22 protein-coding genes, 2 tRNA genes, 1 rRNA gene and 1 pseudogene are annotated in these 21,694 nt (G+C 54.8%); 18 read left to right on the top strand and 8 right to left on the bottom strand.

Annotation, left to right across the window (positions count from 1 at the left end; translation table 11 throughout):
- The 3 genes from rrf to BG55_RS02360 all read left to right on the top strand — a co-directional run bounded on the left by rrf (position 1) and on the right by BG55_RS02360 (position 1,356).
- Positions 1 to 116: ribosomal RNA gene (rrf, locus tag BG55_RS02370) — 5S ribosomal RNA — on the top strand.
- A 118-nt stretch (positions 117 to 234) separates the two neighbouring features.
- A tRNA-Asp gene (locus BG55_RS02365) sits at positions 235 to 311 on the top strand.
- A gap of 226 nt (positions 312 to 537) precedes the next feature.
- Positions 538 to 1,356 carry an endonuclease/exonuclease/phosphatase family protein gene (locus BG55_RS02360; RefSeq protein WP_034933938.1) on the top strand — a complete coding sequence of 273 codons (819 nt, stop codon included), beginning with the start codon at positions 538 to 540 and terminating at the stop codon, positions 1,354 to 1,356.
- Positions 1,357 to 1,476: 120 nt separating this feature from the next.
- Here BG55_RS02360 and mltD read toward each other — a convergent pair whose 3' ends face one another.
- Both mltD and gloB read right to left on the bottom strand, forming a co-directional pair.
- On the bottom strand, positions 1,477 to 2,859 hold the full coding sequence (mltD, locus tag BG55_RS02355; RefSeq protein WP_034933936.1) for a murein transglycosylase D: 1,383 nt from the start codon (positions 2,857 to 2,859) through the stop codon (positions 1,477 to 1,479).
- Between the two features lie 69 nt (positions 2,860 to 2,928).
- Positions 2,929 to 3,684 carry a hydroxyacylglutathione hydrolase gene (gloB, locus tag BG55_RS02350; protein ID WP_034933934.1) on the bottom strand — a complete coding sequence of 252 codons (756 nt, stop codon included), beginning with the start codon at positions 3,682 to 3,684 and terminating at the stop codon, positions 2,929 to 2,931.
- Between the two features lie 44 nt (positions 3,685 to 3,728).
- Here gloB and BG55_RS02345 point away from each other — a divergent pair, with 44 nt between their 5' ends.
- Entirely contained in the window at positions 3,729 to 4,466 is a 738-nt protein-coding gene (locus tag BG55_RS02345; RefSeq protein ID WP_034933932.1) for a methyltransferase domain-containing protein, read from the top strand.
- On the opposite strand, the pseudogene rnhA reads toward BG55_RS02345, so the two are convergent.
- Positions 4,451 to 5,019, bottom strand: a pseudogene (rnhA, locus tag BG55_RS02340) (ribonuclease HI). The gene BG55_RS02345 and the pseudogene rnhA overlap by 16 nt on opposite strands.
- Here rnhA and dnaQ point away from each other — a divergent pair.
- Both dnaQ and BG55_RS02330 read left to right on the top strand, forming a co-directional pair.
- On the top strand, positions 4,970 to 5,704 hold the full coding sequence (gene dnaQ, locus BG55_RS02335) for a DNA polymerase III subunit epsilon (protein ID WP_034933928.1): 735 nt from the start codon (positions 4,970 to 4,972) through the stop codon (positions 5,702 to 5,704). The pseudogene rnhA and the gene dnaQ overlap by 50 nt on opposite strands.
- A gap of 121 nt (positions 5,705 to 5,825) precedes the next feature.
- Positions 5,826 to 5,902, top strand: a tRNA-Asp gene (locus tag BG55_RS02330).
- A 62-nt stretch (positions 5,903 to 5,964) separates the two neighbouring features.
- Here BG55_RS02330 and BG55_RS02325 read toward each other — a convergent pair.
- Entirely contained in the window at positions 5,965 to 7,461 is a 1,497-nt protein-coding gene (locus tag BG55_RS02325) for an NCS1 family nucleobase:cation symporter-1 (RefSeq protein WP_034933926.1), read from the bottom strand.
- A gap of 145 nt (positions 7,462 to 7,606) precedes the next feature.
- On the opposite strand from BG55_RS02325, the gene BG55_RS02320 reads away from it, so the two are divergent.
- From BG55_RS02320 to BG55_RS02305, 4 genes are all read left to right on the top strand, one after another.
- The gene (locus tag BG55_RS02320; protein WP_034933924.1) at positions 7,607 to 8,338 is read left to right on the top strand and encodes a GntR family transcriptional regulator; all 732 of its coding nucleotides are present in this window, start codon (positions 7,607 to 7,609) and stop codon (positions 8,336 to 8,338) included.
- On the top strand, positions 8,338 to 9,075 hold the full coding sequence (gene hpxA / locus BG55_RS02315; RefSeq protein ID WP_034933979.1) for an allantoin racemase: 738 nt from the start codon (positions 8,338 to 8,340) through the stop codon (positions 9,073 to 9,075). The genes BG55_RS02320 and hpxA overlap by 1 nt, the downstream gene beginning before the upstream one ends.
- Before the next feature lie 35 nt (positions 9,076 to 9,110).
- Positions 9,111 to 10,064 carry an allantoinase PuuE gene (gene puuE / locus BG55_RS02310; protein WP_034933922.1) on the top strand — a complete coding sequence of 318 codons (954 nt, stop codon included), beginning with the start codon at positions 9,111 to 9,113 and terminating at the stop codon, positions 10,062 to 10,064.
- Positions 10,065 to 10,513: 449 nt separating this feature from the next.
- The gene (locus BG55_RS02305; RefSeq protein ID WP_052018649.1) at positions 10,514 to 11,185 is read left to right on the top strand and encodes a glycosyltransferase family 25 protein; all 672 of its coding nucleotides are present in this window, start codon (positions 10,514 to 10,516) and stop codon (positions 11,183 to 11,185) included.
- A 111-nt stretch (positions 11,186 to 11,296) separates the two neighbouring features.
- Here BG55_RS02305 and hpxZ read toward each other — a convergent pair whose 3' ends face one another.
- The 4 genes from hpxZ to BG55_RS02285 are packed head-to-tail and all read right to left on the bottom strand — an operon-like array spanning position 11,297 to position 14,864.
- Complete coding sequence (gene hpxZ / locus BG55_RS02300) at positions 11,297 to 11,680, bottom strand: oxalurate catabolism protein HpxZ (protein WP_034933921.1); 384 nt, start codon at positions 11,678 to 11,680, stop codon at positions 11,297 to 11,299.
- A 2-nt stretch (positions 11,681 to 11,682) separates the two neighbouring features.
- Entirely contained in the window at positions 11,683 to 13,080 is a 1,398-nt protein-coding gene (locus BG55_RS02295) for an AtzE family amidohydrolase (protein ID WP_034933919.1), read from the bottom strand.
- A complete protein-coding gene (gene hpxX, locus BG55_RS02290; RefSeq protein WP_034933917.1) occupies positions 13,077 to 13,265 on the bottom strand; it encodes an oxalurate catabolism protein HpxX in 189 nt (62 codons plus the stop codon). The genes BG55_RS02295 and hpxX overlap by 4 nt, the downstream gene beginning before the upstream one ends.
- Positions 13,266 to 13,277: 12 nt before the next feature.
- A complete protein-coding gene (locus BG55_RS02285; RefSeq protein ID WP_034933976.1) occupies positions 13,278 to 14,864 on the bottom strand; it encodes a gamma-glutamyltransferase family protein in 1,587 nt (528 codons plus the stop codon).
- A 208-nt stretch (positions 14,865 to 15,072) separates the two neighbouring features.
- Between BG55_RS02285 and hpxU the strand changes: the two genes are divergently transcribed.
- The 8 genes from hpxU to hpxK all read left to right on the top strand — a co-directional run bounded on the left by hpxU (position 15,073) and on the right by hpxK (position 21,686).
- On the top strand, positions 15,073 to 15,912 hold the full coding sequence (gene hpxU / locus BG55_RS02280) for a MurR/RpiR family transcriptional regulator HpxU (protein ID WP_034933915.1): 840 nt from the start codon (positions 15,073 to 15,075) through the stop codon (positions 15,910 to 15,912).
- Complete coding sequence (locus tag BG55_RS23370; protein ID WP_268745044.1) at positions 15,912 to 16,046, top strand: hypothetical protein; 135 nt, start codon at positions 15,912 to 15,914, stop codon at positions 16,044 to 16,046. Before hpxU ends, BG55_RS23370 begins: the two co-directional genes overlap by 1 nt.
- 174 nt (positions 16,047 to 16,220) lie before the next feature.
- A complete protein-coding gene (locus BG55_RS02275; RefSeq protein WP_034933913.1) occupies positions 16,221 to 17,006 on the top strand; it encodes a transporter substrate-binding domain-containing protein in 786 nt (261 codons plus the stop codon).
- A gap of 9 nt (positions 17,007 to 17,015) precedes the next feature.
- Positions 17,016 to 17,684 (top strand): amino acid ABC transporter permease, encoded by a 669-nt coding sequence (locus BG55_RS02270; protein ID WP_034933911.1) that lies wholly within the window; start codon positions 17,016 to 17,018, stop codon positions 17,682 to 17,684.
- Positions 17,681 to 18,337, top strand: coding sequence for an amino acid ABC transporter permease (locus tag BG55_RS02265; protein WP_034933909.1), 657 nt, complete (start codon positions 17,681 to 17,683; stop codon positions 18,335 to 18,337). The genes BG55_RS02270 and BG55_RS02265 overlap by 4 nt, the downstream gene beginning before the upstream one ends.
- Complete coding sequence (locus BG55_RS02260; protein WP_034933907.1) at positions 18,318 to 19,055, top strand: amino acid ABC transporter ATP-binding protein; 738 nt, start codon at positions 18,318 to 18,320, stop codon at positions 19,053 to 19,055. The genes BG55_RS02265 and BG55_RS02260 overlap by 20 nt, the downstream gene beginning before the upstream one ends.
- 124 nt (positions 19,056 to 19,179) lie before the next feature.
- Complete coding sequence (locus BG55_RS02255; protein ID WP_034933906.1) at positions 19,180 to 20,418, top strand: pyridoxal-phosphate-dependent aminotransferase family protein; 1,239 nt, start codon at positions 19,180 to 19,182, stop codon at positions 20,416 to 20,418.
- Entirely contained in the window at positions 20,418 to 21,686 is a 1,269-nt protein-coding gene (hpxK, locus tag BG55_RS02250; protein ID WP_034933904.1) for an allantoate amidohydrolase, read from the top strand. The genes BG55_RS02255 and hpxK overlap by 1 nt, the downstream gene beginning before the upstream one ends.
- Positions 21,687 to 21,694: the final 8 nt, after the last annotated feature.

Below are 21,694 nucleotides of genomic sequence, written 5' to 3'. Positions count from 1 at the left end.
ACTGGCGGCCGTAGCGCGGTGGTCCCACCTGACCCCATGCCGAACTCAGAAGTGAAACGCCGTAGCGCCGATGGTAGTGTGGGGTCTCCCCATGCGAGAGTAGGGAACTGCCAGGCATCATAAAAGAAGATAAGGGCTGAGAAGTTCTTAACTTCAACACCTTTCAGGTGACATGAAAGGTATAAGTAATACCTGATATCAGAAGCAACATTCTGAATTCAGTACAGAATCGGTGGAGCGGTAGTTCAGTTGGTTAGAATACCTGCCTGTCACGCAGGGGGTCGCGGGTTCGAGCCCCGTCCGTTCCGCCACTTTATACAAGCCCTGAGCATATTTGCTCAGGGCTTTTTTGTTATCATCACTTTTTCCATAATCCAACCTGAAGCGTTGATTAGTACCAGTAAATTTGTCTTAATTTGCAAATGTTTACCTGGTTTTTCGCGCTTATCAGCAAGCCCGGATTGAAAGTCGGCTACAAAGCCCCTATAACTGAATGACAGTGTGACTGACACCCCGAGAAAAAAGCCAGGCGGTAAAGTGCGAAAAAAAACTTATGCCATGCGATATGTAGCAGGACAGCCAGCAGAGCGTATTTTTCCGCCTGGCTCCATGCTTCACGTCGGCAAGGCATTACCTCCCGGTACACCACTTACAACTCAATCTTCGCTACGTGTACTGGTATGGAATATTTTCAAGCAACAGCGTGCTGACTGGCTCTCAGTGCTGCAAAACTTTGGTAAAGATGCCCATCTGGTTTTATTGCAGGAAGCCCAGACAACCCCTGAGCTGGTACGTTTTGCCACAACTCACTATCTTGCTGCCGATCAGGTGCCCGCTTTCGTCCTGCCTCAGCATCCATCAGGTGTAATGACTCTTGCTGCTGCACATCCTGTATATTGCTGCCCCTTACGTGAACGTGAGCCGCTATTAAGACTGGCAAAATCGGCACTGGTTACGGCTTATCCGTTACCAGACGGTCAGATGCTGATGGTGGTGAATATTCACGCGGTCAACTTTAGCCTGGGTATAGATGTCTACAGCAAACAGTTAGGCCCGATTGGGGAGCAGATTATCCACCATCAGGGACCGGTGATTATGGCCGGAGATTTTAATGCCTGGAGCCGTCAACGTATCAATGCGTTGTATACGTTTGCGCGGGATATGGGGTTGGATGAAGTCAGTTTTAGTGATGACCATCGGCGCAGGGCGTTTGGTCGTCCTCTCGACTTTGTATTTTATCGCAGGATGAAGGTGTTACAGGCATCCGTACTTATAACCCGTGCTTCTGACCATAACCCGTTACTGGTTGAATTCGATTCAGGCACAGCCGCCGCCACTGATGAGCGCCCCGATTAACGATTAATTTTGCCCATTTCAATGCTAATCAACAACTGTTGTGGCAGCTGACTCGCTCTACGGGGTTGGCAATAAAAAAGCCAGTCAGGTGACTGGCTTTTTAATGACTGTAGAAATTGATTAGCTGTCTGGTGAAGCGCTGTTGTTAACATACAGTGTCAGATTATCTCCGGGTCGAAGATTCGCCACGTCGCCATTGTTCCAGCGCATAACGTCCTTCATATTAACCCCGTGTCGCTTTGCGATGCTGGCCAGAGAATCACCCCTACGAACTTTATAGGTGATGCTGTTGCCATTATCTGCCAGCTTACTGGCATTACTACTGCCACTGTAGCTTAAGGTCTGTCCTGGCTTGATATTACTGCCGCGCAGATTATTAGCCCGCTGCAATTCGCTAACCGGGACGTTCAGCCGCTTCGCGATTCCGGACAAGGTATCACCGTTACGAACCTTGTATGAGCTTGCAGTCGTGCTGTTGTTCGCTAACGCGCCAGGCTGAACTGCGGCAATATCCCCTGTTGCCAGTGAGTTACGCAGCTGCGCAACGTTGGACTTCGGTACCATGATGTACTGAGGGCCACCATCAGGTGCTGTCTTACCGCGTTTGTACCCTGCGTTGAAACTTTTCAACTTAGTCAGCGACATACCTGACATTTCTGCTGCCTGAGTCAACTCCATCTGCTGTCCCACTTCCACTCTTGCCAGGGCGCGAGATTCATTAGGTTCAGGCAGACGTACGCCGTAGCGCTTGTTGTTCTTCAGGATCTCTCCCAGAGCGAACATTTTGGGTACATAGACTGTCGTTTCACGTGGTAACGACAGATGCCAAAAATCCGTTGGTTTACCCCTGGCTTTATTGGCTTTTATCGCCTTCAGAACACGTCCTTCACCACTGTTATAGGCGGCGATGGTCAGTAGCCAGTCCCCGTCAAACATGCCGTTCAGGCGTTCCATCATATCCAACGCAACTTTGGTCGATGCAACCACATCGCGACGACCGTCATACCACTGGTTCTGTTTCAAACCATAGTTACGCCCCGTTTGCGGCACTATCTGCCAGATGCCAGCAGCATTGGCAGCAGAGGTGGCATGGGGGTCAAAAGCGCTCTCCACTATGGGTAGTAGTACTAGTTCCATCGGCATCTTACGTTGCTTAATCTGCTCGACTATCCAGTACATATACGGCTCTGCCCGTAAAGTTACATCGTGGAGATAGCTCTTGTTACTTAAATATTTTTGTTTTTGTTCGCGTATCCGGGGGTTATCCGGAACCTTCATCTTCAGCTCGTTGCTAATGAAATCCCACAGATGCTGTTGCTGCGCAAGGTTGGTTCCATCATCCTGCCAGCGCGGCGACAAAAAGCGATCTGCGTTTTTACTCGTTTCACTTTGACTTGCCGAAGACAAACTCTGTGCATGCTGTTCAGGGGAGTTAACGTCATGTCCTGACGCCTGGCAACCCACCAGCAAGACCGAGGCGATAATTATCGCTGTAGCCTTCATGTGTTTGTCGTAGTTAGCTTAAAAGACGAGCAACTATACGTGGTCAGTTTGCGCAACACAACCCGAAAATCAAAAATGGTCTTTCTTCTGACGTAACGTTGCAAATACTTGCCATAGTTGTGATGGAGATGTTTCGTAACCAATTATTCTTTGTAATTCAATTTCATGCGTTCTGAGGAAAATATTTATTTTTCGCTCAAACGCCAGTTTTGTGGGGAGTGAAATGCCGTTTTTCGCACGTAACTCCTTAATTTTATGATGATAGCGCTCAATCTCAACATCATGCGGCAAAAGGCTCCGACAAAACTCCAGATTCGATAACGTATACTCGTGAGCGCAACAGATCAGCGTTTCCGCTGGCAGTGAGTTAATCTTCTGAAAAGATTCATACATTTGTTGTGGTGTGCCTTCAAACAGCTTGCCGCAGCCTGCGGAAAACATCGTATCACCACAAAAAAGGTAAGGAAAACTGAAATATGAGATATGTCCTAAAGTATGACCTGGGGTATGCAGGACACTGAATTCCATTCCCAGAACGGTCACTTTCTCCCCCTCAGACACCACCTGGGTTGCCCCTTTGCCCAGCGTTTCAGCAGGACCATAAACCACCAGCTGCGGATATTTCTCGACCAGCTTTTGCACCCCTCCGGTATGGTCATGATGATGGTGAGTGAGAAGAATCGCGACTGGCTGCCAGTGATTTTTTGATATGGCGTCCAATACCGGTTCTGCTTCACCAGGATCGACAATCAGGCAGTCACCCCGATCGTCATTCAACAGCCAGATGTAGTTATCCTGAAGAGCGGGAATACTGTTAAGATTCATCATCGCCTCTGTAAACGGTCGCAATGGAAAGAAGATGGTAAAGCATGAAGCCAGCTAAAACACGCCGGATTCGTCATGTGCCTCAGTGCTGGGCCGGAATCCCTTGGGGAGAGTTTTACCGTGATGCGCTCACCCGGCATCTGGAGACATCCTTAAGTAAAATCTACGGTTATCATCTGCTGAAGATAGGACATCTCAGTGCGGAGATCGACACCCGGCACTGCGATATCTCCCATCAGGTCAATGTCGGCACCAGTGGCAGCGATCTGCATGTTATCGCTGAACCGGGTAGTCTGCCGTTCGCCTCCAAATCCGTGGACGCCTGTCTGCTTGCCCATTGTCTGGCGTGGAGCGACGATCCGCATCGCGTTCTGCGTGAAGTGGATCGGGTGTTGATTGACGATGGCTGGATGATTATCAGCGGTTTCAATCCTTTCAGTTTACTGGGTACAGGCAAGTTGATCCCGGGGCTTAACCGACGCATACCGTGGAACAGCAGAATGTTTACTCCGATGCGTTTGATGGACTGGTTGAGCCTGCTCAACTATGAAGTGACTGAACACAGCCGTTTTCAGGTCTTGCCCTGGAATCGTCAGGGCGGCAGAGTGATCAGCACACATTTTCCGGCGCTGGGCTGCCTGAATATTATTGTGGCACGCAAAAGAACTTTCCCGTTGACCATCAATCCGGCCAGAAAAGCTGCCGCAAAAAGAAGACTGGCCTCGGCGGTGGGCGCTACACGTCAGTTTCGGGCAGGTTATCGCCGTCAGGATCCTGACTGATAGCCGGTATCCTGCTGGGAAGGGCTGCCGGCAGCGGATCGCGCCAGCTCGTCACAACGTTCATTTTCTTCATGACCGGCGTGGCCCTTTACCCACTGCCACTCTATCTGATGATGACTTAACGCAGCATCAAGGCGTTGCCACAGGTCAACGTTCTTGACCGGTTTTTTATCGGTTGTTTTCCAGCCACGTTTTTTCCAGTTATGGATCCAACTGGTTATCCCCTGTCTGACGTATTGACTGTCAGTGCTGAGCACCACTTTGCAGGGTTGTGTCAGCCCCTCCAGTGCCACAATCGCCGCCATCAGCTCCATGCGATTATTGGTGGTCAGATAGTATCCGGCGCTGAACGTTTTCTCGTGTTTGCCATAACGCAGAATTGCGCCATACCCCCCGGGTCCGGGATTGCCAAGGCAAGAACCATCGGTGAAAATTTCTACCTGCTTAAGCATCTCTGGTAGACTCCCTGCTGAAAAATGCCAAGTCTGACATAAACGGGTCCTATGAGCACAGTAAATACCACGCGGCAAATCGTTCTTGATACGGAAACCACCGGTATGAATATGATCGGGGTGCACTATGAAGGGCATCGCATCATTGAAATCGGTGCCGTTGAGGTGGTGAACCGCCGTCTGACCGGTAATAACTTCCATATTTATCTGAAGCCGGATCGGCTGGTCGATCCTGAAGCCTTTGGTGTTCACGGCATTGCCGATGAATTTCTCGCCGATAAACCCACCTTTGCAGAAATTGCTGACGATTTTATTGCTTACATCAGCGGGGCTGAACTGGTTATCCATAACGCTTCGTTTGATATCGGCTTTATCGACTATGAATTTGCCAAACTTGCCCGCAATATCGCCGGCACGGAAACCTTTTGCCAGGTCACAGACAGTCTGGCGATGGCGCGCAAGATGTTCCTCGGCAAGCGTAACAGCCTTGATGCGCTCTGCTCACGTTATGAAATAGACAACAGCAAGCGAACCCTGCACGGCGCTCTTCTCGATGCCGAAATTCTGGCTGAAGTTTATCTGGCGATGACCGGCGGACAAACGTCACTGACCTTTTCAATGGAAGGCGAGCGTCAGCAGCAGAGCGGAGGGGATACCATTCACCGTATTACGCGCCCGCTTGCAGGGCTGCGGGTAGTGGAAGCAACCGCAGAAGAAATGGCGGCGCATGAATCCCGTCTGGATCTGGTGATGAAGAAGGGCGGAAGTTGCCTCTGGCGGACATAATTCCCATAAATCAGGCGGTAAGGCGAAAAAATATGCATTCGCGCTTAAAGCCGTAGAAAAAGCATTGACGAAGTGGGGGCCCCACCGTAATATTCGCCCCGTTCCGTAAGGAACTGAGCGCGGAGCGGTAGTTCAGTTGGTTAGAATACCTGCCTGTCACGCAGGGGGTCGCGGGTTCGAGCCCCGTCCGTTCCGCCAAAATTCAGAAAGCCTGATTCAGTAATGAATCAGGCTTTCGTCGTTTCAGTCTCAGCAACGCCTTACGACGATCTCAGTGGGCTTTGCTTACTGGCAAAATCCTGCGCGGCTGCCACGCGCTCATTGCGCGCAATCCAGCGGTAGCAACCGGCTGACAGCGCCGCGCCAATAAACCAGCTAAAGTTAGCGACGGCATGTAGCGACGGTATAAAGCTAATCACCAGCCCGACAAATACCGATGGCACCAGCGCGGCAATCGCTTTCGGGTTAAACCCACCGCGATACCAGTAACGCCCTTTCGGCGTATCGTCAAACAGATCATCTACCGCAATCTGACCGCGTTTGATCAGATAGAAATCGCACAGCAGAATGCCAAACAACGGGCCAATAAACGCACCCAGCACATCCAGCGTGTAGTGGATTAATTCGGGAGACTGGAACAGATTCCACGGCGTCAGCAGCACGGAGCCGACGGCGGCGATCATCCCGCCGGTGCGGAAGCTGATTTTTTGCGGTGAACAGTTTGAAAAGTCAAAGGCCGGAGAGACGAAATTGGCCACGATATTAATACCAATGGTTGCGGTAATCATCGTCAGCAGGCCGATGGCAACCGCCAGGTCGCTACCCACCCGGCTGACGGTTTCAATAGGATCGGTGATCATCCTGCCAAACAGTGACTGTGTACCGGAAACAATCACCACGGTGACCACCGAAAACAGCAGAAAGTTAAACGGCAGTCCCCAGCGATTCCCCCGACGGATTTCCCCCATGCTTTTGCCATATCGGGAAAAGTCGCCAAAGTTGAGCAACGGGCCGGAAAAATAAGAGACGACCAGCGCCGTTGCGGTGATCATCTCCCATGCCTGTTGACCTTTACTCAATTGCTTGCTGGTCAGCGTCAGCGAAATGCCGTCAAAGCCGGTCTTGTACACAATCCATCCGGCCAGGGCCAGCATCACCACATACACTGCCGGGCCTGCCACGTCGATAAACCGTTTGATCGCGCTCATCCCATGCCAGAACACCAGCGCCTGAGCGAACCACATGATGCCAAAGCAAATCCAGCCCAGCTGCGACAGTCCCAGCCAGGAAGTCTGGGTCATCGCTGCCAGTGACGGCCAGAATTTCAGTGAAACCAGCATCAGCGCATTGGCCGCCAGATAAGTCTGGATACCATACCAGGCAAAGGCAATCAGGCCGCGGATCACTGCCGGGATATTGGCACCGAACACGCCAAAGGCCTGACGGGAAACAACCGCATAGGGTACCCCGGCCATCTGGCTGGGTCTGGCGACCAGGTTGGCGCAAATTTGCACAATACAGATACCCGCCAGCAGGCACAGCAGCACCTGCCAGCTGGCCAGGCCCAGCGTTAAGAAGCTGGCCGCGACCACATAGCCGCCCATGCTGTGTACATCCGACATCCAGAACGAAAAGATGTTGTACCAGTTCCAGTTTTGATCGCGGGTTGGGGCGAGATCGTCGTTGCACAGCCGTGGGCTGTAGCGGGCGTTGACGCTGTCTGACGCCGGGGGTGAAACATGCTGAATGTCTGGCATGAAACCTGCTCCTGTAAATTCAACTCGAAACGTAATGGATGGAGGATGTATTGCAGGATCCAGGCCAGAATGTTTTTTCATGTATACAAAAGTAAATAAAAGTGTGTACGATTTTCTTTAAATAAGATGTTTAGCGGAGTAGGGAATGAAGAGTGAAACTGGCCTGATCGCGGCCTCTGACCTGACCGACAAGGACGAACCCATCTATCAGGCGCTACTGACGGCGATAGTTGAACAGCAATTACCGCCGGGCAGCAAACTGCCGGAAGAACCCCTTGCTGAGATTTTTGGTATCAGTCGTACCGGCATCCGTAAAGTGCTGCAACGCCTTGCTGCGGTGCAGATGATCGTGCTGACGCCCAAACGTGGTGCACAGGTTGCCACGCCGTCAGTAGAAGAGGCACAGGATATTTTCCGTACCAGGGCCTTAATTGAATGTGCCAATCTGCCTGCGGTGCTGGCGCGTTGTCAGTCCACGCATCTGGCGGCGCTGGAAAAACTAATCCGTCTTGAGCAGCAGGCGCATCAGGATCACCATGGTCCGGCGGCCATTCGCCACTCTGCGGCTTTCCACGTCCAGTTACAGGCGATTGGGGGCAACGCTGTGCTGACTGAAATGGTGATGCGACTGGCGCAACGTTCATCGCTGGTGGTTGCTGCATATGGTGCGCCCTGGCAGCAGGGCTGCCGCTGCGATGACCATGACCAGCTGATAAAGTTGATCAGAAAAAAAGATCCGCAACCACTGGCTGACGCAATGCGGCAACATTTTTCGCATATCGTAGCCAGTCTGCGCTTTGAGCGTGGCGGAGAAACGCTGCCGGACTTTGCCCGATTGTTTGCCGGATTTACGCCGAAAACAGGAGATAAACCATGATGGACGGGCAGATTATTCAGGTGATTAATCCGAATACCAGCCTGGCGATGACGCAGACCATTGCCCAGGCCGCGCGGGCTGTAGCCGCGCCCGGTACTGAAATCCTCGCCGTTTGCCCGACTGACGGCGTCCCCTCGATTGAGGGGCATTTTGATGAGGCCATCGCGGCCATCGGCGTGCTGGAACAGGTGAAGGCCGGGCGCGAGCAGGGGGTTTCCGGTCATGTCATCGCCTGCTTCGGCGATCCGGGCCTGCTGGCGGCGCGTGAACTGGCCCGGGGGCCGGTGGTGGGCATTGCTGAAGCGGCGATGCACATGGCGACAATGGTCGCCACACGTTTTTCGGTGGTGACCACCCTGCCGAGAACGGTGATTGTTGCACGACATTTGCTACGACAGTATGGCTTTGAGCATCATTGCGCTGCGCTGCACGCTATCGATCTGCCGGTGCTGGCACTGGAAGACAGCAGCGGGCTGGCACAGCAAAAAGTGCGGGAATACTGTATACAGGCAAAACGTCAGGATGGCAGTGGAGCCATCGTTCTTGGCTGTGGAGGGATGGCCATGCTTGCCCGCGAGCTGACCAAAGAGCTGGCTATGCCGGTGATCGATGGCGTTGGGGCTGCCGTTAAAATGGTGGAATCACTGGTGACGCTGGGGCTGTCAACCAGCAAGCACGGCGATCTGGACTATCCTGTGCAGAAAATACTATCGGGCCAGTTTGCACGTCTGAACTGAGTAAGAGCAATCAAGCTGATAACAGGATGCTGACGATGAGCAATGACGTAGAAAAAAAAGAGTACAGCTTTAATAAAAATTATCCTCGTGACCTGACAGGCTACGCCGGTAAGCCGCCTCATGCCGCCTGGCCGGGCAGCGCGAAGATTGCCGTACAGTTTGTGCTTAATTACGAAGAGGGCGCAGAAAACAACGTATTGCATGGCGATGCCGGATCCGAGCAGTTTTTATCAGATATTATTGGTGCCGCCAGCTATCCGGAGCGTCACATGTCGATGGATTCACTGTATGAATATGGTTCCCGTGCCGGGTTCTGGCGTATTCATCAGGAGTTTCAGAAGCGTGGACTGCCGCTGACGGTCTTTGGCGTTGCGATGGCGCTGGCTCGCCACCCGGAAATCGTCGCGGCAATAAAAGAGGCAGACTACGACGTGGTAAGCCACGGCTGGCGCTGGATCCACTACCAGGCAATGGATGCCCGGACTGAACGCCAGCATATGCAACTGGCGGTGGATACGCTGACCGACCTGTTCGGCAAAGCGCCGACCGGCTGGTACACCGGCAGGGACAGCCCTAACACACGCAGGCTGGTGGTTGAGCAGGGCGGATTTAGCTATGACAGCGACTACTATGGCGACGACCTGCCATTCTGGACCCAGGTAACCTGTCAGGATGGGTCGGTTAAGCCGCATCTGATTATCCCTTACACGCTGGAAACCAACGATATGCGCTTTGCCACGCCGCAGGGATTCAATACCGCAGAGCAGTTTTATACCTATCTGAAAGACAGCTTTGATGTGTTGTATGCAGAGGGCGAAACGGCACCAAAAATGATGTCGATAGGGATGCACTGTCGGCTGTTGGGCAGGCCCGGTCGTTTTCGGGCGCTACAGCGTTTCCTTGATTATATCCAGCAACATGATGCGGTGTGGATCTGCACCCGCCAGCAGATTGCGGAACACTGGATCGCCACCCATCCGGCCGGATGAAGCAAAGATAACTGCTTTTCTGCGGGCTGTTTTTGCCAGTAAACAGCCCGTCAGACTTAACGGACTTTGTCGGCTGAGTAGCGCGATTTTTTTTAAATAAATGTACGCCGGACGGGTTCTGTAAAACATCTGCGGTTTTCAATTGAACTGGATTAACGGGATATTTATTTAATTCCACCGGGTTTAAATATATACCCACGATCGGACTCTCCAGAAAAAGTAAAAATTGTTTCAACGACCTGCCCTGAAGTAAATTAAAAAAATTATCTGCCTTATCGGCATGTGCTCTGATTATATTTTTATAAAATACTCTCGCTGCAATCATTGATTATCATCTTATGCAATTTACTGATATAAAAATAAAATTGCGTTGTTTTTATTTTTCTTTATCTCACTACGCCAGTATGCAAGTGTATTATCAGTTAAGGCATAAAATCAGGGAGGCCATAATGGAATTCATTAACTGGCAATTTGTCGACAAGGTTGTCTATATTAATTTGAATAAAAGATCGGACAGAAATCAGGCGATGCAGGAAGAGCTGAAGTCTGCGGGTGTTCCGCAGGATAAAATTATTCGCTTTGAAGCTATTGAAGAGAGGAATGGTGGCGTCGGCTGTACTTTATCGCATGCCGCTGTGCTGGAAATGGCACAGCGTGCTCGCTGGAGAAACGTGCTGGTTCTTGAAGATGATATGACGTTTTATCATGACGAGGAATCGTGCCGCAGACTGAATCAATTTTTTTTGAATTTGCAGGAAACCGAATGGGATGTTGCGCTCCTTTCTGCCAGCTATTTAATCATTCACCAGGTTTTGCCTGAATTTTACAGCGTTAAACACGCTCACCTTGCAAACAGTTATCTGGTTAAATACCACTATTACGCCCGGCTTATGCACAATTTCTGGCAGTCTGCTGCAATGCAAAAAGCGGGAGTCCCCTATGGGGAATCGAGTCTGGATACGCACTGGATGGCGCTGATGGCTGTTGATCGCTGGTACGGTGTTTATCCCTGTACGGGTTATCAGCGGCCGGGAATGAGTGATATCGAACGCCAGTTTATGAACAGAATCGAGTATTTCAACCGCCATATTGACGACATCAGAAAGTATGGCTCCTGCTGAACAGCCTCTGTTATTCGGATTTCATTAAGCCGGGATTCATCTGGCTGCTGTAATACCTGAACATTCCCGTCGTGCGACGGGAATGTTTATCAGTCCGGTGGTGGCAAACGTTCAGCTCATCAGACTGACCTGTGCCGCGACGATCCGCCAGCCACAAGGTAATTTCACCCAGGTCTGCTGCTGGCGACCGATTCTGTCGCTGCCTTCACGAGTGAACTCAGTACTGCACACCGCATAATCATCGCCGAAGGTGGTGATCACCGTGTTGCGCAGCTGACGGTCCAGTCCCTGCGGCGATCGGGCGTTGCGAAAGTCGCGGATCTGATCAATGCCGTAAAGATTTTCCCCTGCACCCAGCCGGACGGTGCGCTCATCATGCCAGAACAGCTCGTCCAGCACGGCGGTGTTATTACCGATCAGCGCCTCTTCATAGCGCCAGAAAGCAGCGGTGACTTCAGCGAGGATGGCCGGACGATCAATATGTTCAGTTTTCATCATTATGTTCTCAGATTAGCAGGCAGGGCCGCGACAATACCCATCTGTTCCAGGGCCCATGCCGCACGCAGACAGGCATTTTCCTGAAAGGGGGCCGCAATCAGTTGCAGGCCAATCGGCAGGCCGCTGGCGGTCAGAAGCGGCACGGTGGTGACCGGCAGCCCCAGGAAAGAGATCGGCTGAGTCAGCATCCCCATGCTGGCGCGGATTGGCAAATCTGTACCATTGATGTGCATGGTTTGCTGGCCGATAGTGGTGGCACTCGACGGCGTGGCCGGGGCAATCAGCACGTCGAACTGCTCAAACAGCGGCAGTACCTGCTGGCGGAAATAGTGACGAAAACGCTGCGCCTGGACATACCACGCGGAGGGCACCATTGCTCCGGCGAGCAAACGCTCACGCGAAAAAGGCTCGAAGCGTTCCGGGCTGTGACGCAGCGCGGGCAGATAGTGGTTGCCGCCTTCTGCGGCGGTGATGATAAAAGCAGCGCTGCGTGCCAGCTCAGCCTCTGGCAGGGTCACCTCATCTTCTGCCTTCAGCGCTTTCGCGACGGTTGCCACCGCCGTGCGGGCATCCTCCGTACACCAGCTATGGAAATAGCCACCCAGCACACCACAACGTAATCCGTCGAGCCCCTGCTCCAGCGTCGAAGCGACGGGTTGCAGGTCTTTTTCTGCCTGGAAACTGTCGCTGGGATCGGCTCCCTGGAGCGCGTCATACACCAGCGCCAGGTCATTCACCGAGCGGGCAAATGGCCCGATATGATCGAGGCTGGCGACAAAGGGATGACTGCCGCTGCGCGACAGGCGACCGAAGGTCGGTTTCAGGCCGAAAATCCCGCACAAAGAGGCAGGTACACGAATCGAACCGTTGGTATCGCTGCCAAGCGAGAAGTGCACCAGACCGGCGGCCACGGCGGCGGCGGAGCCACCGGACGATCCCCCGGCAACCCTGGTGAGATCGCGTGGGTTACGGGTGGCACCATAGTGACTGTTTTCAGTGGTAAAACCGTAAGCGTAGGCATCCATATTCAACATCCCGCTGAGCAGCGCACCGGCCTGCGTCAGTTGCTGAACGGCAAAACTGTCTGCGTGCGCCGCCTGGCGATCCTGAAACAGACTGGCCCCGGCCAGTGTCGGATGTCCGGCGACGTCAAAAAGATTTTTGACCGCATAAGGGATAGCGGCCAGCGCGGGCAGCGGCTGCCCGCTTTTGCGCAGATAATCGATACCGTCTGCTTCCTGCAACATGCGTTGGTGACTGATATGCGTCCAGGCGTTAATGGCCGGATTGTGCTGTTCAATCTCTGCCAGCGTCTGCTGCGCTATTTCCCGCGCACTTAATTCGCCGGACACCAGCGCGTGCTTCAGCCCGGCAATGGTAAAAGAGGCAAGATTCATGCTTTATATACCCCTGCCACTTCCAGCCGGTCATCAAGGGGGAAAGCCATCAGCGGGTCGGCCATCGCCGCAATACGGCTGAACTGGATCAACAGCTCTGCACGACGTTGATCGTCCAGCGGAACGTCAAGCACCTGTTCCATCTGTGCCAGATAGCTTGCCCAGTCGGGTGAACGTTGCATCATTTTTCTCTCCTGTTAAAAACCGCTGGCACTGCCGTTACTACGAGGGTCGGCAGCGCCTTCCAGCATACCGTTAGTGTGTCGGACAATGGCACCAGCATGACCGACGGCTTCACTGAAGTCGGGCAGTGCCTCAACCTCATGACCCAGCGCGCGCAGCTGCTGAAAGACGTCGGCTGAGAAACGGCCTTCCAGTTTCAGCGACTCGGAAGATTGCCCCCAGGTGCGACCAAGCAGCCAGCGCGGTGCGCTGATGCTTTGTTGCAACGGCATCCCCTGCACCACATGGCGGATAAAAATGGCGGCCTGGGTTTGCGGCTGGCCGTCGCCGCCCATTGAACCGTAGACCAGGGTACGGCCATCGTGCAGCCGTGCGGCGGCGGGGTTGAGGGTATGGAACGGCTGCCTGCCCGGTGCCAGCGCCAGCAGATGCCGGGGATCGAGGCTGAAGGCCGCGCCGCGATTCTGCCAGGTGATGCCGGTATCCGGGATCACCACTCCGCTGCCAAATTCGTGATAGATGCTCTGAATAAATGATACCGCCAGCCCGCTGCTGTCCATCACCCCCATCCACACCGTATCGCCGGGACCTTTGCCGTTTCCCCACGGGGCAGCACGGCGATCGTCGATTCCGGCCGCCAGATCGGCCAGCAGGCCGGAATTTAACAACGATTGCATCTGTTCCGACATATGGCGTGGATCGGTGATGTAGCGATCGCGCAGGCCAAAGGCCAGTTTGGTGGCCTCAACAATGCGGTGAATCGTCTGGACTTCGTCGGCTTCTGCCATCTGCAACGCGTCGGTCATCCCCAGTATTGCCAGCGATACCAGGCCCTGGGTCGGGGGCGTCAGGTTGAAAATTTCACCATACTGATGGCGGATGCGCAGCGGCGTACGGCGCTGCGCCTGATGCTGATGAAGATCGGCAAGGGTTATCGGCATACCCAGCAGGGACATCTCTTTTGCCAGCTTGTCGGCCACGGTGCCACGGTAGAAGCTGTCCAGACCTTCTTCGCTGAGAATGCTGAGGGTGTGAGCCAGCTGCGGCTGGGTGAAACGGCTGCCGGCAACCGGCAGTTCGCCATCCGGTAAAAAGGTGTCGGCAAAACCAGGCTGGCTGACCAGCTCAGCATACTTGGCGCGGGTGGCATCGGCCTGCGACCGGGTGACCGGAATGCCGTCTGCGGCGTAACGAATGGCGTCAGCCAGCAGGCGGGAAACCGGCAGGGAAGGGCTGCCCCATTCGTCTGATATCTTTAAGGCTTCCGCCCAGCCGCTGACGGTGCCGGCGACGGTCAGCGCCGCCTGTGGGCCGCGGTGGGGGATAGCGGCTGCGCCCTGATAAAAAGCGATGTCGGCCAGCGAACCCGCCGCACCGCTGGCATCAATGGCAATCGGCTCACCCTGAGGCGGCACAATCAGCCAGAACCCATCGCCACCCAGCCCGTTCATATGCGGATAAACCACCGCGACAGTGGCAGCCGCAGCGACCATCGCTTCAATCGCATTCCCGCCTTCACGCAGCACGGCCACCGCACTCTCACTGGCCAGATGATGAGGTGTCACGGCCATGCCAAGCGGGGCGATATTACTCTGGATCATTACATTCTCATTTTTTGGGTGACAGAACATAGTCAGAAGCAAGAGCTGTTCCAGTTTGCCGCTGGCCGGGTAAATGGGCGATAAATAATCGGGGCCAGCGGGCAATGCTGTTCTCTGTCGGCAGCGGGTAATGAAATAATTTTTTCAGCAGGCACGGTATTTGTATAGGCTATGTTCCCTGAAACGAAAGTTACAAAGGTCATACGCCATGAAGCAGCTTGATGAACGTCTGAAAAGCCACTATCCACAACTCTCGCCCCAGGAGCAGCGGGTGGCAGACTTTGTTTTCGACCACTTCGACGATTTGATCAGCTACAACAGCGCAGAGCTGGCGAGGCTCAGCAACGTATCCAAGGCCACGGTGAGCCGTCTGTTCAAGCGCCTTGGCTATGAAAAATACAAAGACATGCGCGACGAGTTGCGTACCCTGCGCCAGAGCGGCATGCCGCTGACAGACAACCGGGACGCGGTGCAGGGTAATACGCTGCTGGCGCGGCACTACAAGCAGGAAATGGCTAATCTCACCCAGTGGGTAAACAGTCTGGATGCCGGACAGTTTGGTGAAGTGGTGCAGCAGATGGCGGGGTGTCGGCGTATCTTTATCATCGGCATGCGCAACTCCTGGCCGCTGGCGCTGCACTTACGTCAGCAGTTGCTTCAGGCCCGTGGCGGGGTAGTGCTGCTGCCGCAGCCCGGTCAGACGCTGTCAGAAGAGCTGGTGGATATGACTGCCGAAGATATGGTGGTGGTGATGGCCTATCGCCGCCGCCCGCGCATTATCAAACCACTATTGCAGCAGCTGCACAGCCGTGCCATTCCGACCCTGGTGATTTGTGAACCGCAAGCTCAGGCACTGATTGCCCTGACCCGCTGGCAGCTTTGCGCTCCGCTGGACAGCGTGTCTGCCTTTGACAGCTATGCCGCTGCTAACAGCCTGATCAATCTGCTGGCTAATGCGCTGTTGCATGAATTGCTCAGCGTGGGACGTCAGCGCATTCATCAGATAGCCGAGCTGTACCAGCACCTTGATGAGCTGGAACAGCGCTGATGGGGCACCGTTTTGGTGCTTTGCTTTGTTTTGGTGCGAAAAAAATAACCCTCTCTGGCTTCAGCATGGCGTGGAATTTCCGCCGTGGTGAAAACCTCACTGCAATCGGTTGCGTTGCCGTCAGTCTGCTGTAAAACAGCTAAATATCTGGTTTTTTGTCTGTTTTCTCATCATCCCTGATACCGTCACCTTTCCCCGGTAATACGGCCAAAACTATTTTGTGGTGCGTATTCGTGGCTGGCACATTAGTTGCAAATGGCTTTATCAAGAATCTTTTGTTTCATGATCGCTTAACCGGGGAAAACAGAATGAAAAAAGTATTACTGGCAGTAGTGGGTGCAGCGCTGATGTTAACTCAGGTGACACATGCGGTAGCGGATCAGCTACAGGATATTGAAAAGCGTGGGGTTATTCGTATCGCCGTGCCGCAGGACTTTCCACCTTTTGGCTCGGTCGGAACGGATCTCCAACCGCAGGGCTACGACATTGACATGGCGAAGTACCTGGCGAAACAGATGAAACTTAAGTTGCAGCTGGTGCCGGTCACCAGTGCTAACCGCGTCCCCTACCTGCAAACCGACAAAGTGGATCTGGTGATCTCCAGCCTGGGTAAAAACCCGGAGCGTGAGAAAGTCATCGCCTTCAGCCGCGCCTATGCACCGTTCTTCCTTGGTGTGTTTGGTCCAAAAGATGCCCAACTGAAAGATGCCGCCGCCCTGAGTGGCAAATCCATTGGCGTGACGCGTGGCGCAGTGGAAGATATGGTGCTGACCAGCGTTGCGCCGAAAGATGCTGAGGTGAAACGTTATGAAGACAATAACACCACCCTGTCTGCGTACCTCTCTGGCCAGGTGCAGTATGTCGCTACCGGTAACCTGGTGGTGGCGGCTATCTCCCGCCAGAATGCGGATAAAGCCCCGGTTGCCAAATTTATGCTGAAGGATTCCCCGTGCTTTATCGGTCTGCGCAAAGATGAGCCCGCGCTGAAAGCCAAAGTGGATGCGCTGATTGAGCAGGCCATTAAAGATAAAACGCTGAATGGCCTGTCCGAACAGTGGTTAAAAGCACCATTACCGGCCGATCTCGGCGCGTAAGGACAGCTGATGACCGGACAACTCAACTTTCCTGCACTCTGGCCATACTGGCCGGAGTTGCTGGCCGGGCTGTGGGTGACCATTCAGCTAACCGTGCTGGCTACCCTCGGCGGTGTGTCATTGGGGATTCTGGGTGCGGCCCTGCGCAGCGGCCGACCTTCGCTGGCGGGGCGTCTGTGGGGCTGCTACGTTGAGCTGATCCGCAACACGCCCTTTGTGGTGCAGCTGTTCTTTATTGTGTTTGGCCTGCCCAACCTGGGACTCAAACTGACCGCAGGTGAAGCGGCGCTGTTAGCGATGTTGATTAACCTCGGTGCGTACAGCACCGAGATCATCCGTGCCGGGATTCAGGTGACGCCAAAAGGCCAGTGGGAAGCCGGGCGCGTGCTTGGCCTGACCCGCAGCCAGACCTTTCTGCGCGTGGTGTTGCCCCCCTCGCTGCAACGTATTTATCCGGCGCTGGTCAGCCAGTGCATTATTGTGATGCTTGGCTCATCGGTGGTTTCGCAGGTCTCCTATGAAGAACTGACCTTTGCCGCCAACCTGATCCAGTCTCGCACCTTTTTAAGCTTTGAAGTTTATCTGGTAACCACCTTTATCTACCTCGCGTTGTCGGTGGTGATGCGGCAACTGCTGCTGGCAGCCGGACGCAAATGGTTAGGAGGCGCGGCAGCATGACGACCTTTACCGACTGGGACATCCTGCGCAATCTGCTGCTGGCCGCACGCTGGACGCTGTTGCTGTCGCTGGCCGCTTTCTTTGGCGGCACCCTGGTGGCGATGCCGCTGGTGATGGTCCGACTGACCCGGCGTCGCTGGCCTAACCGTCTGATCCGGGGTTACATCGAACTGTTTCAGGGAACGCCCCTGCTGATGCAGCTGTTCCTGGCCTTTTTTGGCGTGGCGCTGTTTGGCATTGATGTTTCTCCGTGGACCGCCGCGTCGCTGGCGCTGACGTTTTACACCAGTGCGTTTCTGGTGGACATCTGGTTCGGCAGCGTTAAAGCCCTGCCGAAAGGGCAGTGGGAAGCCTGTCGTTGCCTGGGGCTGAATTTTGGTCAGACCCTGTGGCGCGTGGTGCTGCCACAGGCGTTGCGTATTGCCATCGCACCGACGGTGGGTTTTGCGGTGCAGGTGGTGAAAGGCACCGCGCTGGCGTCGATTATCGGCTTTGTCGAGCTGACCAAGGCGGGCACCATTCTCAATAACGTCACTTATCAACCTTTTAAAGTTTTCGGGCTGGTGGCGCTGGGCTACTTCCTGATCTGTTATCCGCTGTCCCGCTACAGCCAGTACCTGGAGAAGAAATTCAATGCCGCTCATCACCATTAATCAGGTGCAGAAATACTACGGTGACAACCACGTACTGAAGGGCGTGGATCTGGATATCGATATGGGTGAAGTGATCTCGATCATTGGCCGCAGCGGTTCTGGCAAAAGTACTCTGCTGCGCTGCATCAACGGTCTGGAGGGTTACCAGGAAGGCAGCATCAAACTGGGCGGTATGACCATTACCGACCGCGATTCCCAGGCGCGTGAAATCAGCCGCTCTGTGGGTATGGTGTTTCAGAACTTCAACCTGTTCCCCCATATGACCGCGCTGGAAAACGTCATGCTGGCACCACGGCGGGTGCTGAAAAAGAAAGAAGCAGAATGCCGTGCGCTGGCAAAACAGATGCTGGAAAAGGTCGGGCTGGGCGAGCGAATTGACTACTACCCCTCCAGCCTTTCCGGCGGTCAGCAGCAGCGCGTGGCGATTGCCAGGGCGCTGGCGATGTCTCCGAAGGTGTTGCTATGTGATGAGATCACCTCGGCGCTCGATCCGGAGCTGGTTGGCGAAGTGCTGAAAGTGCTGGAGCAGCTGGCGAAAGAAGGCATGACGCTGATCCTGGTGACCCATGAAATGAATTTCGCCCGTGAAGTGGGCGACCGCGTGGTGTTTATGCACCAGGGGCGGGTGTGGGAACAGGGCGACAGTAAAACGGTGTTCGCCAGCCCGCAAACCCCCGAGCTGAAACAGTTTATCTCGTCGGTGCGCGGCCTCGGCTGAGCGCATCAGATTATCAGGAGCCTGCCCCGCCAGCGCTCATCATCTTCCCTGTTCCCTGCGGTCGGCTGGCGGGGTGCCAGCAATACTGCTTACCGGAACAGGTGCCAGGTAAAGGACAAAACAGATGGATTTAACAACATACCCTCAGATTAACCCGCCACAGCGTCTGCTGATGGGACCGGGACCGATCAATGCCGATCCGCGTGTCCTGCGTGCCATGTCCGCACAGCTGATCGGGCAGTACGATCCGGCGATGACCCATTACATGAATGAAGTGATGGAACTCTACCGTGGCGTTTTCCACACCAAAAACCGCTGGACGCTGCTGATTGATGGCACCTCTCGCGCGGGTATTGAAGCGATCCTGCTGTCGGCCATTCGTCCTGGCGACAAAGTGCTGGTGCCGGTGTTTGGCCGTTTTGGTCATTTGCTGTGTGAGATTGCCCGCCGCTGTCGCGCTGAAGTACACACTATCGAGGTGCCGTGGGGCGAAGTCTTTACCCCGGATCGCATTGAAGATGCGATCAAAGCGGTTCGCCCGCGCCTGCTGTTGACGGTGCAGGGTGACACCTCAACCACCATGCTGCAACCCCTCGAAGAGTTGGGCGCAATCTGCAAAAAGTACGGGGTGCTGTTTTACAGCGATGCCACTGCGTCACTGGCCGGTAATCCGCTGGAAGTCGATGCCTGGGGGCTGGATGCCGTTTCCGCCGGGATGCAGAAATGCCTTGGCGGTCCCTCCGGTACTTCACCGATTACGCTCAGCCCGGAGATGGAAGCGGCGATCCGCAAGCGCAAATGCGTGGAAGAGGGGATCCGTACTGCGGCACACCAGGATGGTGATGACGAGATGATCTGGTCCAACTATTTCGACCTTGGGATGATCATGGACTACTGGGGACCCGAGCGTCTGAATCACCACACCGAAGCGACCTCAGCCCTGTTCGGCGCACGGGAATCTGCGCGTCTGATCCTGGAGGAAGGACTGGAGAACGGTATTGCCCGTCACAAACTGCACGGTGACGCGATGCTGAAAGGCATTCAGGGGATGGGATTAGACACCTTCGGCGACCTGCAACACAAAATGAACAACGTGCTGGGAGTGATGATCCCTGAGGGCATCAATGGTGATGCGGTGCGTAAACTGATGCTGGACGATTTCGGCATTGAGATCGGCACGTCATTTGGTCCGCTGCACGGCAAAGTCTGGCGTATTGGCACCATGGGCTACAACGCTCGCAAAGACTGCGTGATGCAGACGCTGAGCGCGCTGGAGTCGGTGCTGAATTATCAGGGTTTCAAAACCACCCAGGGCGCGGCGATGCAGGCTGCCTGGGATCACTATGCACAGGGGAACGGCTGATGAGAAATGGCCTGATGAGCGCGGCACAGGCGGCGCAGGCTGCCGCCAGGGTGATGGATCGCTGCGACCAGCTGGCTGAAATCAGCGAAACGCCGGGGCAACTGACCCGCGTTTATCTCTCTGCTGAGCATCTGCGTGCTAACGCGCTGGTGGGGGAGTGGATGGTGGCGGCGGGGATGCGCGTCTGGCAGGATGCTGTCGGTAATATTTGCGGTCGTTATGAAGGTGTTGCGGCAGGGGCACCCGCGCTGCTGTTGGGCTCGCACCTGGATACGGTGCGCAACGCCGGGCGCTATGATGGCATGTTGGGGGTGCTGACCGCGATTGAAACCGTGCAGCAGTTGCACGATGAGGGTAAGCGGCTGCCGCTGGCGGTGGAAATCGTTGGTTTTGGTGATGAAGAGGGCACCCGCTTTGGTATCACGCTGCTCGGCAGTCGGGGTATCACCGGCAGCTGGCCGGAAAGCTGGGTAAACCACCCGGATGGCAACAGTATTACCGTGGCGGAAGCGATGGCCGATGTTGGGCTGGATGCGGCGAAGATTCAGCAGGCGGCGCGCGAGGTCAGCGAAATTGTCGCCTATCTTGAACTGCATATTGAACAGGGCCCCTGCCTGGAGCAGGAAAACCTGCCGTTAGGGGTGGTGACCGCCATTAACGGGGCACGCCGTCTGAACTGCCGCTTCAGCGGTGAGGCCGGGCACGCGGGCACCGTGCCAATGAGCCACCGTAAGGATGCGCTGGCCGCCGCCGCCGAGTGGATGGTGTTTACCGAACAGACCACGACGCAACATGGGCCGCAGTTGGTGGCGACCGTTGGCACGCTACAGTGTCTGCCGGGCGCGGTGAATGTCATTCCCGGTGAGGTGGCGCTGACGCTGGATGTGCGTGGGCCGGAAGACCGTCCGCTGGCTGAACTGCTGTCGGCGCTGTTAACTCAGGCAGAGGCGATCGCATTGCGGCGTGGTCTGACGTTCAGCGCCGAAGAGTATTATCAGATCCCGGCAACCCGTTGTGATGATAAATTGCAGTCGGTGCTGAGCGCGGTGGTCGGTGAGGTACAGGGCCGCAGCCTGTCTCTACCCAGCGGCGCGGGGCATGATGCGATTGCCATCGCCGGGCGCTGGCCGGTGGGCATGTTGTTTGTACGCTGCGATCGCGGCATCAGCCACCACCCGGCAGAATCGGTGCGGGAGGATGACGTTGCCAGTGCTATCCGTGCTTATGCGCAGGCGGTACAAAATGTGGCGACCAGCTGGGCAGGGTAAGTTTATTT

The organism is Erwinia mallotivora, from assembly GCF_000590885.1.
Taxonomy (GTDB): domain Bacteria; phylum Pseudomonadota; class Gammaproteobacteria; order Enterobacterales; family Enterobacteriaceae; genus Erwinia; species Erwinia mallotivora.
This window is presented reverse-complemented; position numbering and strand designations above follow the sequence as displayed.